Here is a 17,330-nt window from a genome sequence, read left to right on the forward strand (position 1 = left end):
CTCCTACATTGGATCTTCAGTGTTCACAAGATCCCTGCTCGCGAAAGCTTTTGCCCTTAGCGATTTTTGACCTGCTCGATGTACCTGGACACCGCCGCCGATTTCTCGAACCGTCGATGAATCAACGACAACCACGAGGTCGCCTCGCAGCCCTTGATCGTGCGGTACAACACGCCGGGCAACCCGACATGCCCGACCACCGACGCCGGCACAACCGTCACGCCCTGCCCCAGCGAAACCAGCGCAATGACCGCCACCAGACCGCCCGGCTGCGCGCCCAGTTTCGGTGCAAACCCGCCCTCGGCGGCGACTTGCAAAGTGCCGCTGATTTGTTCCGGCAGGATGAACGTCTCGTTTTGCAGATGCTCCGGAGCAATCTCTGGCAGTCGGCACAACCAGGACTCGGAGGACAGCGCCAGCACAAAGCCTTCTGAGTCCAGACGAATAGCCTCCAGGCCGTCGGGCAGGGTCATCGGTGAGCGGACATAGCCCACATCAAATCGCCCCTCGACCACCATGGCTGGCAATGACGCCATAGGACTTTCCCGAACATTCAAGCTGACGTCCGGGCATTCACGACCAAAAGCCTGCACCTGTTTTTGCAGCACCCCCGAGTACACCGCCGACGCCACGTAACCGAGTTCGATATGGCCAATATCCCCGCGTCCGGCCCGCTGGGCATTGTGCTGGGCGTACTCGAATTGCCGCACCGTCGCCTCGGCTTCGATCATTAACGCCGCGCCGGCCTCGGTCAGGCTGACTTCACGTGTCTGGCGCACGAACAGTCGCGTGCCGAGTTCGTTCTCCATGTCCTGGATCTGCCGGGTCAAGGTCGGCGGCGCGATACCGAGTTGTTCGGCGGCGCGGGTAAAGTTGCCTTGCCGGGCAACGGCCAGAAAGTAGCGGAAATGCCGTATGTCCATGGGTGCATTAGCTCAAAGGTAATGAAGTCCCGGTGCCGGGCTAACAGAGCCGACAATCGACCGCGATAAGCTCAATGGCAATCACAGTAGAGAGCCAACGCCATGTACGTCAAACACCTTTGCGCCGCCACGATCAACGACCTTGCCCAAAAGGCAATCAGGCCATGAGCCGGGTCAGTCCGCGCTTGACGCTGCTGACGGCCTCCGGCGTGTGCTCGCTGATCGTGCTCGACACCAACATCGTCGCCGTCACCCTGCCGACCATCGCACGGGACCTGGGCGCGAACTTTGCCGACATTGAATGGGTGGTCAGCGCCTACATGCTGGCGTTCGCAGCGTTGTTGCTGCCCGCCGGGAGCATCGCCGACCGCTTTGGCCGGCAGAAAACCCTGCTCTGGGGCCTGGGGATTTTCATCCTTGCCTCCATCGGTTGCGGCGCGGCGCCCACGGCGTTGTTCCTTGACATTGCGCGGGCGGTCAAGGGTGTCGGCGCGGCACTGTTGCTGACCTCGGCCCTGGCCTCCATCGGCCACACCTTTCACGATGAAGTCGAACGGGCCAAGGCCTGGGCGTTCTGGGGTGCGTGCATGGGCGTGGCGATGACCGCTGCGCCGACGGTCGGCGGGCTGATCACCGAATATGTGGGCTGGCGCTGGATCTTCTACCTCAACCTGCCGGTGGGCGCGTTCTTGATGTTCATGGTCTGGCGCGCCGTGCCGGAATCCAGGGACCCCCAATCGGCGCGACTCGATCCCTGGGGCAGCCTGGCGTTCAGTGCGAGTTTGCTGTGCCTGATCTGGGGCTTGATCGAAGCCAATCGAATCGGCTGGAGCAACCCGCTCACCTACGCCCGGATCATCGGGGGCGCGCTGCTATTGGGGCTGTTTGTACTGATTGAGCGGATGCAACAGCGGCCGATGATCGACCTGAAATTGTTCAGGCATCCGCGTTTCATCGGCGCCCTCCTTGGCATGTTTGCCTACGCCGGTTGCGCTCAGGTGATGATGACGTTGCTGCCGTTCTACCTGCAAAACGGCCTGGGCTTCTCGGCCATCGCGTCGGGGCTGGGGATGTTGCCGTTTGCCATGACCATGTTGATTTGCCCGCGCATCGGCGCTCGGCTGGCCAATCGACTTGCCCCAGCCACGCTGATGGCGGCGGGTTTGACCCTGGTCGGCAGCGGCAACCTGCTCAGCGCCTGGGCCGTCAGCAGCGGCGGCTACTTGCCCTTCGCACTGGCCATCGCCGTGACGGGCGCCGGTGCCGGCCTGCTCAATGGCGACACGCAAAAGAACATCATGGCCTGCGTCCCTCGCGAGCGCACCGGCATGGCCTCAGGCATGAGCACCACCATGCGTTTCAGCGCGATCGTGCTGGCCATCGGTGTCTTTGGCGCGCTGCTGTCCAGCCACACCGAATTGCTGTTGCGCACCAGCCTGTCGACGCAGGGTCCGCAATGGCTCGGCCAGAACCAGGGCATTGCCTCACGGGTGGTCGCAGGAGACATGACGGCGGCGATGAACCTGCTGCCGGAAACAGCGCGTGCGTTGGTCGAGCCACTGGCGCGTCAGGCCTTCGTCGGCGGCTTCAGCCTGCTGCTTCTGGTCGCGGGTTTGCTGGCCCTGCTGGGGGCACTGGTGGTCGGCACGCTGATGCGCAATCCGATCCCTGCGCCGAAAAGTTTTTCCCTGAGCCTGGAATAAATCCCAACGGGGCTCGTCGTACTGCCACTGAAATCGTTCAGTAGTCACTACGAGAGCCCCATCATGAAACGCATTCTGTCCGCCCTGTTTCTCATCAGCCTGAGCGGTGTTGCAGCGGCCGCCGCCGTCGACAACTCCAGCACGCCGAAAGTCGAGGACTACAAGTACTCGACGCCGCTCCATATCGCCAAAGTGCTTAACATGACCCGCGACGATGGTTGCGGCCCCCTGCCGCGGGAGATGACTTACATTGATACCACGGGCACCACCCATGTCCTGCGCTACCAGGCCTTTGGCGATAACTGTCTCGGTCAGAACTAATGCTGGATCAACGCCAGCACTCGCTCGGCATTCTCACCGCACGCCATTCCTTCGGGCCGCGTCTGGATGTTCTCGATCAACCCCAGCAACTGCGCCTTGTTTTGCGCCAGGTGCAGTTGCATCGCTTCGATCTGTTCGACTTTGCGCCCCAGGCTCGCCACCAGTGCATCGTCGTCGAACTCGCCTGTTACGGTGTCTGGCAACAATAACTTGAGCTCGTCGAGGCTGAACCCGGCCTGCTGTGCGCACTGAATAATCTTCAGGGTTTGCAGAACTTGCGGCGGGTAACGCCGATAGCCGTTGGCCATGCGCTCCACTTGCCGGATCAGGCCTTGAGCCTCGTAGAACCGAATGCGCGACGCGTTCAACCCGCTCAATTGCGCCAATTCACCAATCTTCATCTCGGCCTCATTTGCCAGCTTGACATTAAAGTTAACTTTAAGCTTAGCCTCTACGCATTACTGATGAGGAGTCAAGCATGTCACCCTTTCAAACGCTGAAGTTACCCAACGGCCAGACCCTCGACAATCGCATCGCCAAAGCTGCGATGGATGAGAACCTTGCCGATACCGGACAAGCGCCTTCTACTGCGCTGCTCAAGTTGTATCAGGCTTGGGCCGAAGGTGAAACGGGCCTGTTGCTGACCGGCAACGTGATGATCGATCGCCGCGCCATGACCAGCCCTGCAGGTGTCGTGCTGGAAGACGAGCGCCATCTTGAGCTGTTCCGTCAGTGGGCCACCATTGGCCGCTCCGGTGGCGCGCATGTGTGGATGCAGCTCAACCATCCCGGGCGCCAGATCATGGCCAACCTCGGTCAGCAAGCCTGGGCACCCTCCGCCGTGGCGCTGGACCTGGGTTCTTTTTCCAAGATGTTTGCCGAACCCAAACCGATGTCGGAAAGCGATATCGCCGAGGTTATCCAACGCTTCGCCACCAGTGCCGCCCTTGCAGAGAAAGCCGGTTTCACCGGCGTGCAGATTCACGCGGCACACGGCTACCTGATCAGCCAGTTTCTGTCGCCCTTGACCAACCGTCGGACTGACCAGTGGGGTGGCTCCCTGGAGAATCGCGCCCGGCTGTTGCTGGCCGTGGTCAGCGCCGTTCGCCAAGCGGTGTCGCCTCAGTTTTGCGTCTCGGTAAAGCTCAACTCGGCAGACTTCCAGCGCGGCGGTTTCGACGCTGACGACGCCCGCCAAGTGATCCAGTGGCTCAACGACCAACCACTGGATTTGCTCGAACTCTCCGGGGGCAGCTACGAAGCACCAGCCATGCAAGGCGACGCCCGCGACGGCAGGACCCTGGCCCGAGAGGCGTACTTTCTGGAAATGGCCGGCGAACTGGCCAGCGTTGCGAGCATGCCGGTGATGGTAACGGGTGGGATTCGACGTCTGGCCATCGTCGAACAGGTGCTCGACAGCGGCATCGCCATGGCCGGTATCGGCACGGCGCTCGCCATTGAACCGCAGCTGGTGAAACGCTGGCGCGAAGGCCAGGACAGCCACCCGCAATTGCCACCGATCCTCTGGAAACGTAAACCGCTGGCCGCCCTGGCGAACATGGCCGTAGTGAAGTTCCAGCTCAATCGCCTGAGCCGCGGACGCAAGACCCGGCCACAGGTTTCAGCGCTATGGGCGCTGATCGTTGATCAGCTGTATCTCGCCCGGCGCACGCGTCAGTACCGGCAGGCGATGGGCAAGTAATCTCAAATCGGGGTGAGTCATGGTTGCCGCAGCGTTGTCCTCTTTTAACCCTGAGGACCATTCATTAACCACTGGAGCACCCCATGGCGAAAATCACCCTTGCCCAGCAACTGGCGACCACCCTTGAACAAGCAGGTGTGAAACGCATCTGGGGCCTGACGGTATGGAGCAACCCACTGTAGGAGCGAGGCTTGCCCGCGAAGAACGATGACGCGGTGTGTCAGGTCTGACGCCTTCGCGAGCAAGCTTCGCTCCTACAAAGATCGACGTACACCCCGATTCGACAGCCTCAATGGCCTGACCGAAGCCCTGCGCACCATGGACAGCATCGAATGGATGCACGTGCGCCACGAGGAAGTAGGCCTGAATTACTTTCAGGAAACCCACCCGCAGGAACTGTTCAAGGAATGCAGCCACTTCGTCGAGCTGGTGAGCAGCCCGGCGCAGATGCCCCAGGTGCTGCATCGGGCGATGCGCAGTGCCATCCTCAATCGCGGTGTCGCGGTGGTGGTGATTCCCGGCGACGTCGCGCTGCAGGAGGTCGAAGACAACCTCAAACCCTGGCCGGCGCTGTCCAAACCTCGCACCCTGCCCGCGCCTCACGACCCGGATCGGCTGGTCGAATTGCTGAGTCAAAGCAACGCCGTGACGCTGATGTGCGGTGCCGGCTGCGCGGGGGCCCACGATCAGGTGGTGGCATTGGCCGACGCCCTCGGCGCGCCGGTGGTGCATGCGTTGCGCGGCAAGGAGCATGTGGAGTGGGACAATCCGTTCGACGTCGGCATGACCGGGTTGATCGGCTTCAGCTCCGGTTATCACGCGATGCTCAACTGCGACACGCTGGTGATGCTCGGGACCGACTTTCCCTATCGCCAGTTCTACCCCACCGACGCCACCATCATTCAGATCGACCACGACCCGCAAGCCCTCGGACGGCGGACCACGCTGGATCTGGGCATCGCCGCCGATGTTGGCGAAACCCTCGCCGCGTTGCTGCCGCGCCTGCCTTATCGTGGCGACCAGAGCTTTCTTGAGTCATCCCTCAAGCACTACCAGAAGGCCCGTCAGGGGCTGGATGACCTGGCTCAACCGTCGGCGCCGGGTCGGCCGATTCATCCGCAATACCTCACTCGCCTGCTCAGTGAGCTGGCCGATGACGATGCGATCTTCACCGCCGACGTGGGCACGCCGACCGTCTGGGCCGCGCGTTATCTGAAAATGAACGGCAAGCGCCGATTGCTCGGCTCGTTCAATCACGGTTCCATGGCGAACGCGATGCCCCAGGCCATTGGCGCGCAAGCGTCATTTCCCGGGCGGCAGGTAATTTCGCTGTCTGGCGATGGCGGCTTCAGCATGTTGATGGGGGACTTCATTTCGCTGGCGCAACTCAAGCTGCCGGTGAAAATCATCGTCTACGACAATGCCTCGCTCGGGTTCGTGGCCATGGAAATGAAATCCAGCGGGCTACTGGACACCGGTACGGACCTGCACAATCCGGACTTCGCGGCGATGGCCAATGCCATGGGGATCCTGGGGATTCGTGTTGAGGAATCCGAAGCGCTGGAACCGGCCTTGCGCCGCGCGCTGGCGCATGACGGGCCCGTGCTGGTGGACGTGGTGACAGCGACCCAGGAACTGGCGATGCCCCCGACGATCAAGCTGGAACAGGCCAAAGGGTTCAGTTTGTACATGCTCAAAGCGGTGATGAGCGGGCGGGGGGATGAGGTGATTGAGTTGGCGCGTACTAATCTGTTCCGCTGACGCGCCTGGACTGCATCGCCCCCTTCGCGAGCAGGCTCGCTCCCACATTGGATCTCGGTTGTTCACAAATCCTGTGGGAGCGAGCCTGCTCGCGATGGGGCCCCGTGAGGCCAACGATTACTGCCCGGAAAAACGCAGTCGCGACAACTGTCGCAAATTCCCCTCGACATAATAATCATCCGTCCAACTGTCATCCGCCGCCAACGGCCGGACCTGCTTTAGCGCCAGTTTTTTCGCGTAATAGCGAAACCGGTAATGCTCATAAAACCTCAGCAACTCCAGACCATAACGGTCCGCCAGGTCGGTATCGCCGCGGATGATCAGGTAGTTCTCGTCATTGCTGTTGCTGGCAGCCGCACTGAGGTTATGACTGCCGCTGATGATCGTTGGCGTATCGCTGGTGAAATCCGTGACGATCGCTTTGGTGTGCACCAGCAGGTTGCCCTTCTGTCCTTCCTTGCTTTCCAGGAGCCAGCCTTCAAGGCCGGTATTGAGCAACGCTACCGTGGTGAATTCGGCGCTGCGGTCGGCATGAAACCCGGTGATCTTGCTCACGGAGTTCTGCAGGCCGTAGCGCAGAATGTCGTCGTGGGGCTTACCGAGCAACGCGTTGAGGATGGCGTCGGGCAAGGTAAAGGCAGTGACGAACAGCAGGTCTTTCTTCGCCGCATTGATGATGTCGACGAACTCATGCAAGTCGCCCTGACCCGAGCGCGGGGAGAATCCGGCGAACAACGGTTGGCTCGGGTCCATCGGGTTGTGTTCGGTAATCCACTGCCGCGCGGCACCGACATCCGCCGGTGTGCCCCAGACCTGCTCGAACGTTTGCAGATAACGGGCGCCGACCCGAGCATCGTCCAGCACATGCACCACGTTGGCCTGACGGTAAATGCCGTTGGGCGTGAAGTTGGTGCTGCCGCAGAGCACGGCTTCAGGCTGACGCAGACCCGCGGCATCGAACCGGCTCAGGACGATGAACTTGTTATGGAAAATACTGTGGGTGACGCGCCCGCGCTTATTTGCCGCCGGGATCTTTTCCAGGCTGGCCTCGTTAAAGGCGGTGGTGTCTTCGCCCGGTTGCGCGTGATACAGAACGCGAACGTGCACCCCGCGCTCCCGCGCCGCGTTCACCGCCTCGACAATCACCGGTAACTGGTATTCGTAGATGGCGACATCCAGTGCCCACTCGCTGCCGACGGCACGCTCGATAAACCCCAGCAAACGCCCGAGCAGGCCGTTTTCCAGCCATCGGCGCGGGGCATCGGGCCAGGATTCCAGGGGCAATCTTTCCTTGCCGCCAAGGAGCGCGTCGAGCTCTGGAAACTTGCGCTGGAACGCCTGGCTGGCGGCCACGGCGCGGTTGAAATTGACACTCTGGTTGCCGGGATGGCCGTCATCGGAAGTGACCGTCACCTCCAGGGATTCGCCCAGTTGCGGCGCATCGGCGCTGCCGTAAGCCAGATAGACTCGGTATTGGATCGTCAGCCCCGGATTGACCGCGTAATCGGCCCAGCGAAATTTCTGCAAAGGCGCGATATTGCTGGGGGTGGCGTGGTATTGAGGGAAGGTATGGGTCTTGCCCGGGAACGTCAGGCTGTTGAATAGAAACTGCCAGGGTTTGCTGCCCTGCTGCTTTTCGATGGCGAAACCCAGCAGGCCTTTGCGGCGGGGTTCGGCCACATCCATGGCCAACAGCACGCCATTGGTGCCGGCATAGGCTTTGACGCGGAAATCGTTCTGATGGTTAACGGCAAGTGCGCGCATGATTCACTCCTTTGATCGAATGCACTCAAAGCATAGGGGAGCGATGCGGATTCACCATGATTCTCCGGGACCGGGGTGATGCCATCGGGTGCAGGCTCGCTCGCACAAGGGATCTGCGGCGTAAACAAATCCTGCACGCGATGGGGCCTTTGCAGATAACAGAGTCCTCAGCCTGAAACCAGCTCATCAATGTGGCGATAATCCGCTTGCAACTCTGCCGCCATCTGTCTGGCCCGACCTAACCGAATCGGCCCGCGCTCGATATCAATCAATAACCCCGGGCAGTCCAGCACCGGCAACCCCGGCCAGTCCTTCAATCGCCCATCGGTCACCAGCAGCAGCCTTTGCTGTTCCGCCGGAAAGCGTTTTTTCCGTGCCGCCAGCCAACCCCCCGCTTCACCCAGCGCCGCCAACAACGGCGTGCCGCCGCCCGCACCCAGGCCATCGAGCCAGGCACGCAACCCCGCCGACGCTTTCAAGCCTTGCACCTGCCACTTCGGCGCTTGACCGCTGGCGGTCAACAAGGCCAGGCGCGCGCGTTGGCGGTACGCATCGTCGAACGCTTGCGCAAGTAAACCCTTGGCATCGCTCAACGCCTGATGACGGCGTGTCGAGGCCGATGCGTCGACGATCACCAACCACAGTTCATGGGAGGAACGTGTGCGCAGGTAGAACAGCACATCTTTGCGTTGACGCGGCCGACCATTGAGCAAAGTGCCGGGCCAGTTGATCGAGCCACTGCGCGCAGCGTGACGCTTGCCCTGTTTACCGTTATCCAGTCGGCCTGCGCGGGGTCTGGCATTCGCCCCCGCGTCAGATCGAGGGCGAATGCCTAGGGCTTTTTTGGCCAGCTCGGCACTTCACGTCGGGCGCCGACCGGCAGGGCCTGAGCGGGCATTTCGCCCCATTGGCCCTGGCCTTCGCTCGGGCTGGAAGATTGCGCCGAGGGCGACTGATTGTGGGGCGGCGCTGGTGGCGATTGCTCGCGACGACGATGACGCAGGGCAAACTCGGCGACGGCGTCGATGTCTTCCTCGGCGATGGCGCCCGCCCCTCGCCATGCGGCGTGGGCACGGGCGGCGCGCAACCAGACCAGATCGGCGCGCAGGCCATCGACACCGGCGGCAAAACAGCGCTCGGTAATCTGCGCCAGTGCGGCATCATCCAGGGGGATGCTCGCCAATGCGCCGCGCGCCTTCTGGCAACGTTCACGCAGGGACTGCTGCTGGCTTTCCCACTCGACGCAGAAACCCTGGGGATCGGTGTCGAAATCCAGACGCCGGCGAATAATCTGGCCACGCTCGACCGGTGCGGTGTGACCACTGAGGGCGACGTTCAGGCCAAAACGGTCGAGCAGTTGCGGACGCAGCTCGCCCTCTTCCGGGTTCATGGTGCCGATCAGGACGAACTTCGCCGAATGCCGATGGGATATACCGTCGCGCTCGATCAAGTTGGTGCCGCTGGCGGCCACGTCGAGCAACAGGTCAACGAGGTGATCGGGCAGCAGATTGACTTCATCGACGTACAGCACACCGCCGTCGGCCTTGGCCAGTACGCCGGGGGAAAATTGCGCGCGGCCTTCGCTCAGGGCGGCGTCGAGATCGAGGGTGCCGACCAGCCGTTCTTCGGTGGCACCGAGGGGCAAGGTGACGAATTGACCGCTGGCCAGCAAGTCCGCCAGGCCTCGGGCGAGGGTCGACTTGGCCATGCCGCGCGGGCCTTCGATCAGCACGCCGCCGATTTTCGGGTCGATGGCGGTCAGATAGAGGGCGAGCTTCAGATCGTCGGCGCCGACCACGGCGGAGAGCGGGAAATGCGGGGTGTCGGTCATCTTCAATACTCGGTCATGGTCTGTAGCAGGCACACTTTGTACCTGTAGGAGCGAGGCTTGCCCGCGAAGGCGTCTATTCAGTCGATATCACATATTGAATGTGAAGGCCTCATCGCGGGCAAGCCTCGCTCCTACGGGGTTTGCGGTGTATCAGCCGTCTTCTTCTATGTCCAGCAACAGGTTTTCCAGCGCCTCGCGATACGCGCCCGGTTCCTGCCACATTCCCCGCTGCTGCGCTTCGAGCATGCGCTCGGTCATGTCGCGCAGCGCATGTGGATTATGCTCACGCACAAAATCCCGGGTTGCCGGATCGAGCAAATACGCATCCGCCAGCAACGCATATTGATGATCGTCGATCAACTGGGTCGTGGCGTCGAACGCGAACAGGTTATCGACCGTCGCGGCCAATTCGAATGCGCCTTTATAGCCGTGACGCTTCACGCCGTCGATCCACTTCGGATTCGCCGCCCGGGAGCGGATCACCCGGTTCAACTCTTCCTTCAAGGTGCGGATCTTCGGCAAGTCCGGCTGACTGTGATCACCGTGGTAACTGGCCGCCGCTTCGCCGCTGAGGCTTTCCACGGCAGCGAGCATGCCGCCCTGGAATTGGTAATAGTCGTTGGAATCAAGCAGGTCATGCTCGCGATTGTCCTGGTTTTGCAGCACCGCCTGCACCTGGCTCAGACGCTGGGCGAATTGTTCGCGGGCGGCGGTGCCTTCATCGGACCCGCCGTAAGCGTAGCCGCCCCAGTTCAAGTAAACCTCGGCCAGATCTTCGCGGCTTTGCCACAGACGACCGTCGATGGCGCCCTGCACGCCTGCGCCATAAGCACCGGGCTTGGCCCCGAAGATGCGCCAACCGGCCTGACGCTTGGCCGCGTCTTCATCAAGGCCCGATTGCATCAGTGCTTCACGTTCGGCGCGCACTTTGGCGGCCAACGGGTTGAGATCGTCCGGCTCGTCCAGCGCGGCGACCGCTTGCACGGCAGCGTCGAACAGGCGGATCAGATTGGCGAAGGCATCACGAAAGAATCCGGACACGCGCAAGGTCACGTCCACCCGAGGACGGTCGAGCAAGCTCAGTGGCAGGATTTCAAAGTCGTCGACCCGCTGACTGCCGGTGGCCCAGACCGGGCGCACGCCCATCAGCGCCATGGCCTGGGCGATGTCATCGCCGCCGGTGCGCATGGTCGCGGTGCCCCAGACGGACAGGCCGAGCTGACGCAGGTGATCGCCGTGGTCTTGCAGATGCCGTTCGAGAATCAGGTTGGCCGACTGGAAACCAATGCGCCACGCTGTGGTGGTTGGCAGGTTGCGCACGTCCACCGAGTAGAAATTGCGCCCGGTCGGCAGCACGTCCAGACGACCGCGACTCGGCGCGCCGCTGGGGCCGGCCGGGACGAAACGACCGCTCAGGGCATCGAGCAGGCCGCGCATTTCTGCCGGCCCGCAGGCGTCCAGGCGCGGGGCGACGACTTCGCGCAGGCTGTCGAGGATGGCGCGGACGTCGGACCAACCCGCGTCCTGTGGTAACAGGCCTTTGTAGCGAGGGAGTTTGTCGGAATGCCGCATCATCGCGCTGGATTGCGCAGCAGTCCCATTTTCCGGGTCCGCTTCGCGAACCAACGGGAGCAAGCTCCCTCGCCACAGAGGCTCGTTCCCATGAGGTTCGGCGTTGGTATTCAGCGTTTGCGCAATGAGTTGAGCTGCGAACAGTTCGAGGCGTTCGCGGGTATCCCCAGCGGTGCGCCAGGCCTCATCGTTAAGCGATTGCAGTTCCACAGGACGCGGCCCGGCCCATGGCTCGGCCAACGCACAATCCAGCGGATCAAACCCCAGTTCAAACGCTTTGGCCAACGCCCGCAGCAGGCTTGATTGCGCCCCACGACCGTCGTCACGGGGGATGCGCAACAGCGCCAACAACGTATCGATGCGCAAGCGCCCGGTCGGCGACTCGCCAAAGATGTGCAGGCCATCGCGGATCTGCGACTCTTTCAAGTCGCACAAGTACGTGTCCAGCCGTGGCAACCAGATCGCCGCATCGACGTCGCTGTTGAGCTTTTCGTCCAGTTGCAGTTCACGGTCGATGTGCGTGTCGCGCACCAGTTGCAGGATGTCGCGCTGCAACTCTCGGGCGCGGCGCGGATCGAGCAATTGCGCTTCGTAATACTCGTCGGCCAGCAGTTCGAGGTTGCGCAGCGGGCCGTAGGTTTCGGCGCGGGTCAGCGGCGGCATCAGGTGGTCGATGATCACCGCTTGGGTGCGACGCTTGGCCTGGGCGCCCTCGCCCGGGTCGTTGACGATGAATGGATAAATGTTCGGCAGTGGCCCGAGCAGCGCATCCGGCCAGCAGTTTTCCGACAGCCCGACGCCTTTGCCCGGCAGCCATTCGAGGTTGCCGTGCTTGCCGACGTGGATCACGCCGTGGGCGCCATAGGTATGGCGCAGCCAGAAGTAGAACGCCAGGTAGCCGTGGGGCGGTACCAGGTCCGGGTCGTGATACACCGCACTCGGATCAACCTGATAACCCCGCGCCGGTTGAATGCCGACGAAGGTCAGGCCAAAGCGCAGCCCGGCGACCATCATGCGGCCGTCACGGCACATCGGATCGCTTTCGGGCGTGCCCCAGCGCTCCAGCACCGCTTGCTGATTGGCTTTGGGCAATTGGTGGAACATCAGCCGATAGTCGTCCATCGCCAAACTTTGCGCGCAGGGACGCTGATCAAGGGTGTCGAGGTCGTTGCTGACGCCGCCAAGCAACTGTTGAATCAACGCAGTGCCGCTGTCCGGCAACCCGGCAGGCAGCGGATAGCCTTCGGTGTGCAGCGCCCGCAGGATGTTGAGCGCGGCGGCCGGGGTGTCGAGGCCGACACCGTTGCCGATGCGCCCGTCACGGGTCGGGTAGTTGGCGAGGATCAGCGCGATGCGTTTTTCGCTGTTCGGTACCCGGGCCAGATCGATCCAGCGCCGCGCCAGTTCGGCGACGAAATCCATGCGCTCCGGTTGCGCCCGATAGCACACCACGTCCGACTGACTGCGCTCGCTGCGCCACGCCAGGTCCTTGAAGCTGATCGGCCGGCTGATGATCCGTCCGTCCAGTTCCGGCAACGCGATGTGCATCGCCAGATCACGGGGGCCGAGGCCCTGTTCACTGGCGAGCCAACCCGGCTCGTTGTCCTGGGCGCAGATCGCCTGGATCACCGGAATGTTGCGTCGAAACGGCCGCAGATGCGGCGCTTCGGGGCTGGATTGAGCGAAACCGGTGGTGTTCAAGATCACCCCCGCCTCGACGTCGTCCAGCAGGTCCTCGACCACCGTCAGGCAGCCGGGTTCTTTCAGACTGGCCACAGCAATCGGCAACGGATTCAAACCCGCCGCCTGCAAACGCTGGCAGAAAACATCTATGAATGCGGTGTTCGCCGCCTGTAAATGCGAGCGATAGAACAGCACCGCTGCCACCGGTTGACCGGCCTGCCAATCGGCTTGCCAATCGTGAAGGTCGGCGGGGCTCTTTTGCGGGTGGTATATCGCCGTGCGCGGCAGGGTTTGCGGCTCGGCCCAGGCGTAATCGCGACCCAGCCAGCGATTGGCCAGGCAGCGGAAAAAATCCAGGGCATTGGCCATGCCGCCCTGACGCAAAAACTGCCAGAGCCGGTCACGGTCGGCGGCGGCTACGGTGCTCAGGTCGCTGAGTTCCGGGTCCGGGCGGTCATCGCCGGGCACCAGAATCAGCTGAACACCGCGCTGGGACAGCTCCACCAGACGCTCGACCCCGTAACGCCAATAGGCGATGCCGCCGTGCAACGAAATCAGAATGACCTTGGCATGGCGCAACACTTCGTCGACATACAGGTCGACCGACGCGTGATTCTGCACCTGCATCGGGTTGGCCAGGCGCACGCTCGGGTAGTTGTCCGGCAACTGCTGCGCCGCTTCGGCGAGCAGCGCCAGGCTGGAATCGCCGCTGCACAGGATCACCAGCTCGGCGGGGGTTTGTCCAAGGTCGGCAATGTTGTCATCCGACACGAAACCGCCGGGCTGGGTCCTGAGCAGGTGCATGGCTTAAACGCTGAGCGCGGCGCGCAATTGCGCTTCAAGCAGCGTGGCGTCCAGCTCCTGACCGATCAACACCAGACGCGTGTTGCGCGCTTCATCAATGCCCCACTGACGGTCGAAGTGCTTGTCGAAACGTGTGCCCACACCCTGAATCAGCAAGCGCATCGGTTTGTTCGGAATCGCCGCGAAACCTTTGACCCGCAGAATGCCGTGCTGGACCACCAGTTGGGTCAGCGCGTCCAGCAGCAGGCTTTCGTCGGCTTGGGGCAATTCGATGGAAATGGAGTCGAAGGCGTCGTGGTCGTGATCGTCTTCACCTTCGTGGTGGTGATCGTGATGGCTGTGACGGCTGTCGATGTGTTCTTCGGAACCGGCACCGAGACCGATCAGCACGTCCAGTGGCACGCGGCCGCTGCTGGCTTCGATGACTTTGACGGCCGGTGGCAGTTCTTCGGCGACTTCCAGGCGCACCCGGGCCAGATCTTCAGGGCTGATCAGGTCGGCCTTGTTGAGGATCACCAGGTCGGCGCTGGCCAGTTGGTCGGCGAACAGCTCGTGCAGCGGCGATTCGTGGTCCAGGTTCGGGTCGAGTTTGCGCTGGGCATCGACCCGATCCGGGAACGCGGCGAACGTGCCAGCGGCGACGGCCGGGCTGTCGACCACGGTGATGACCGCGTCAACGGTGCAAGCGCTGCGAATTTCCGGCCACTGGAAGGCTTGCACCAGCGGTTTTGGTAGGGCCAGGCCCGAGGTTTCGATGAGGATGTGGTCGAGATCGCCGCGACGGGCGACCAATTCGCGCATCACCGGGAAGAATTCTTCTTGAACGGTGCAGCACAGGCAGCCGTTGGCCAATTCGTAGACGCGGCCGTTGGCCTCTTCTTCGGTACAGCCGATGGAGCACTGCTTGAGGATTTCGCCATCGATGCCCAGCTCGCCGAACTCGTTGACGATCACCGCAATGCGGCGGCCCTGAGCGTTGTCGAGCATGTGCCGCAGCAAGGTGGTTTTGCCCGAGCCGAGGAAGCCGGTAACGATGGTGACGGGGAGTTTGGCCAGTGTTTTCATCGGATGCCCTTTGGCAAGGTGGCGGGCATACGGGACGACAATCGCTGCGACGGATGCGCGCGCGGAAGAGTTCGCCACCGGATCACCCCGCCCGGTTGTAGTGAGAATCTGTGTCGAGGCAGGTCTCCTGGCTGACGGTGTGCCGGTCGATGGACCTGGCATTCGCTGCGCCTTCCCGCGAACCCGTTGCACAGGGTTTGCAGTGGCGTGGCAGCGAACATCACCGTTCACAGTTGCGGGGGCAGCCGCGGCATCGACCGCGTTCCCTTCTTAGCTTCGGCAAATGCCGAAGAACCTCGAAAGCGCAAGGCTACGCATGGTGTGGGGGCGGGTCAATGTCTTGTGGCGCTCTCACCGGCGCCTTCGCGGGCAAGCCTTGCTCCTGCGGGACAGCGGTGCTTTTACAGGAGCGAGGCGTGCCCGCGAAGAATTCACCTGGCTATCGAATGAGAACCCATGCCAATTGACGTCAAACCCCCGCCCATGCTCTCCTACACGCCTTGTTACGGGTGCCCTTCACAGGGTGAAACGGGAAACCGGTGAATCATGTGCTTTACTCCAAGCCATGTCAGTCCGGTGCTGCCCCCGCAACGGTAAGCGAGCGAAGCGTCAGATCCACTGTGCCAGCAGTTCGGCATGGGAAGGTGATGCTTGCAGGTTCAGGCGCAAGCCTTGACCCCTCGTGAGCCCGGAGACCGGCCCGCAACACAAAGTGACCTTTACGTCACTGAATAACAAACCCGCGGTGGGCGGGCGCTGTTTGAACCTCTGCGCGCCCGACTCGCAGGGGTCTTCCATGCGCTCTATTCACCCGCTGACAGACCAGAGGGATGCGCCATGTCGATCATCAGCAGCACCGACCACAGCACCGCCAGCACCACCACAACCCTGAGCCAACGCCTGACCGCCGCCGTGTGTGCGTCGATCCTTGGCGCGTGCCTTGTGTATTTCGCTGGGTTCTCGCACATCGAAGCGGTGCACAATGCCGCGCACGACACCCGTCACAGCTCTGCCTTCCCGTGCCATTGAGACCTGCTGACATGATCAAGCGTATTGCGCAAACCGCAGGTTTCACAGGGCTGCTGGCCGCCCTGCTGCTGACCCTGCTGCAAAGTTTCTGGGTCTCGCCGCTGATTCTGCAGGCCGAAACCTACGAAAAATCCGAGCCGGCCGCTGTTGAAGTTCACGAACACGCTGCCGGTGCCGCCGCTCACACTCACGACGCCGAAGCCTGGGAGCCGGAAGACGGCTGGCAGCGCCTGCTGTCGACCACGGGCGGTAACCTGGTGGTCGCCGTCGGTTTCGCCCTGATGCTCGCGGGCCTCTACACCTTGCGTGCACCGACCAAAACCTCCCAGGGCCTGCTTTGGGGCCTGGCCGGTTACGCGACCTTCGTGCTGGCCCCGACCCTCGGCCTGCCGCCTGAACTGCCGGGCACTGCCGCGGCTGATCTGGCGCAACGGCAACTCTGGTGGATCAGTACAGCCGCCTCCACGGCGGTCGGCATCGCCTTGATCGTGTTCAGCCGTCACTGGCTGATGAAAATCCTTGGCGTGGCGATTCTCGCCGTTCCGCACGTGATCGGCGCGCCGCAACCGGAAGTGCACTCGATGCTCGCTCCGCAAGCGCTGGAAGCGCAGTTCAAAATCGCGTCGCAGCTGACCAACGTCGCGTTCTGGCTGGCCCTGGGCCTGATCAGCGCCTGGTTGTTCCGCCGCAAAAGCGATGGCCAATACCACGCATGATTGATCCCCGCACAGCGCCGACTTTAGTCGTCGGCCTGGGCTGCCAGCGCGGCTGCCCCGCCAGCACGCTGCGGGCGTTGATCGATCAGGCATTGCAGGCTCATCAAATCGGACTTCACCAGATCAAGGCCCTGGCCAGTATCGACCTGAAGCGTGATGAGCCTGGCCTGGTCGAGCTCGCCGAACAACTGGCGTTACCGCTGATGTATTTCAGCAGTAAGCAACTGGAAGGTTACAAACCGCAACTCAGCCATCATTCGGACATCGCGTTCGAACGCACCGGCTGCTACGGCGTGGCGGAAAGTGCCGCCCTGGCCCTCGCCGAACACTTGGCCCAGGCCCCGGCAAAACTGCTGATTTCGCGACAAAAATATGCCCAGGCCACCCTGGCATTGGCCTGCGTTGCGTAAGATCCCCGATAATCCCCGCCTTCGATCATGAGCAATCTTCATCTGA

14 protein-coding genes and 2 riboswitches are annotated in these 17,330 nt (G+C 62.3%); of the genes, 7 read left to right on the top strand and 7 right to left on the bottom strand.

What is annotated here, in order from left to right:
- Window positions 1-56: 56 nt before the first annotated feature.
- Window positions 57-923 (bottom strand): LysR family transcriptional regulator, encoded by an 867-nt coding sequence (locus RHP74_RS17180; protein WP_102594998.1) that lies wholly within the window; start codon window positions 921-923, stop codon window positions 57-59.
- Between the two features lie 164 nt (window positions 924-1,087).
- Here RHP74_RS17180 and RHP74_RS17185 point away from each other — a divergent pair, with 164 nt between their 5' ends.
- Window positions 1,088-2,626: an MFS transporter gene (locus tag RHP74_RS17185; RefSeq protein WP_311095930.1), complete on the top strand. Its 1,539-nt coding sequence runs from the start codon at window positions 1,088-1,090 to the stop codon at window positions 2,624-2,626.
- 63 nt (window positions 2,627-2,689) lie between these two features.
- On the top strand, window positions 2,690-2,947 hold the full coding sequence (locus RHP74_RS17190; RefSeq protein ID WP_311095931.1) for a DUF2790 domain-containing protein: 258 nt from the start codon (window positions 2,690-2,692) through the stop codon (window positions 2,945-2,947).
- Here the strand turns inward: RHP74_RS17190 and RHP74_RS17195 are convergent.
- Window positions 2,944-3,348, bottom strand: a complete 405-nt coding sequence (locus tag RHP74_RS17195) for a MerR family transcriptional regulator (protein ID WP_010460898.1) — start codon at window positions 3,346-3,348, stop codon at window positions 2,944-2,946. The genes RHP74_RS17190 and RHP74_RS17195 overlap by 4 nt on opposite strands.
- A 77-nt stretch (window positions 3,349-3,425) precedes the next feature.
- Between RHP74_RS17195 and RHP74_RS17200 the strand changes: the two genes are divergently transcribed.
- Window positions 3,426-4,649, top strand: coding sequence for an NADH:flavin oxidoreductase/NADH oxidase family protein (locus RHP74_RS17200; RefSeq protein ID WP_083376583.1), 1,224 nt, complete (start codon window positions 3,426-3,428; stop codon window positions 4,647-4,649).
- Between the two features lie 207 nt (window positions 4,650-4,856).
- Complete coding sequence (gene poxB, locus RHP74_RS17205; RefSeq protein WP_409201940.1) at window positions 4,857-6,410, top strand: ubiquinone-dependent pyruvate dehydrogenase; 1,554 nt, start codon at window positions 4,857-4,859, stop codon at window positions 6,408-6,410.
- A 117-nt stretch (window positions 6,411-6,527) separates the two neighbouring features.
- Here the strand turns inward: poxB and RHP74_RS17210 are convergent, their stop codons facing one another.
- From RHP74_RS17210 to cobW, 5 genes are all read right to left on the bottom strand, one after another.
- Window positions 6,528-8,174 (bottom strand): phospholipase D-like domain-containing protein, encoded by a 1,647-nt coding sequence (locus RHP74_RS17210; protein ID WP_311095932.1) that lies wholly within the window; start codon window positions 8,172-8,174, stop codon window positions 6,528-6,530.
- A 167-nt stretch (window positions 8,175-8,341) separates the two neighbouring features.
- Entirely contained in the window at window positions 8,342-8,953 is a 612-nt protein-coding gene (locus RHP74_RS17215; RefSeq protein WP_311100504.1) for a VWA domain-containing protein, read from the bottom strand.
- Window positions 8,954-9,006: 53 nt separating this feature from the next.
- A complete protein-coding gene (locus tag RHP74_RS17220; protein ID WP_102595004.1) occupies window positions 9,007-10,005 on the bottom strand; it encodes an ATP-binding protein in 999 nt (332 codons plus the stop codon).
- A 150-nt stretch (window positions 10,006-10,155) separates the two neighbouring features.
- Window positions 10,156-14,064 (bottom strand): cobaltochelatase subunit CobN, encoded by a 3,909-nt coding sequence (gene cobN / locus RHP74_RS17225; protein ID WP_311095933.1) that lies wholly within the window; start codon window positions 14,062-14,064, stop codon window positions 10,156-10,158.
- A 3-nt stretch (window positions 14,065-14,067) separates the two neighbouring features.
- The gene (cobW, locus tag RHP74_RS17230) at window positions 14,068-15,129 is read right to left on the bottom strand and encodes a cobalamin biosynthesis protein CobW (RefSeq protein ID WP_102595006.1); all 1,062 of its coding nucleotides are present in this window, start codon (window positions 15,127-15,129) and stop codon (window positions 14,068-14,070) included.
- Window positions 15,130-15,228: 99 nt separating this feature from the next.
- Window positions 15,229-15,443: riboswitch (cobalamin riboswitch) on the bottom strand.
- Between the two features lie 176 nt (window positions 15,444-15,619).
- Window positions 15,620-15,848, top strand: a riboswitch (cobalamin riboswitch).
- Window positions 15,849-15,966: 118 nt separating this feature from the next.
- Here cobW and RHP74_RS17235 point away from each other — a divergent pair.
- Genes RHP74_RS17235 through RHP74_RS17245 form a run of 3 tightly spaced genes read left to right on the top strand, consistent with a single transcriptional unit; the run spans window position 15,967 to window position 17,284 of the window.
- Window positions 15,967-16,158, top strand: a complete 192-nt coding sequence (locus RHP74_RS17235) for a CbtB-domain containing protein (protein WP_010460909.1) — start codon at window positions 15,967-15,969, stop codon at window positions 16,156-16,158.
- Between the two features lie 11 nt (window positions 16,159-16,169).
- Complete coding sequence (locus tag RHP74_RS17240; RefSeq protein WP_083376577.1) at window positions 16,170-16,874, top strand: CbtA family protein; 705 nt, start codon at window positions 16,170-16,172, stop codon at window positions 16,872-16,874.
- Entirely contained in the window at window positions 16,871-17,284 is a 414-nt protein-coding gene (locus RHP74_RS17245; RefSeq protein ID WP_102595008.1) for a cobalamin biosynthesis protein, read from the top strand. Before RHP74_RS17240 ends, RHP74_RS17245 begins: the two co-directional genes overlap by 4 nt.
- The last annotated feature ends 46 nt before the right edge of the window (window positions 17,285-17,330 follow it).

The sequence above is a fragment of the Pseudomonas sp. SG20052 genome, from assembly GCF_031766055.1.
Taxonomy (GTDB): Bacteria; Pseudomonadota; Gammaproteobacteria; order Pseudomonadales; family Pseudomonadaceae; genus Aquipseudomonas; species Aquipseudomonas mandelii.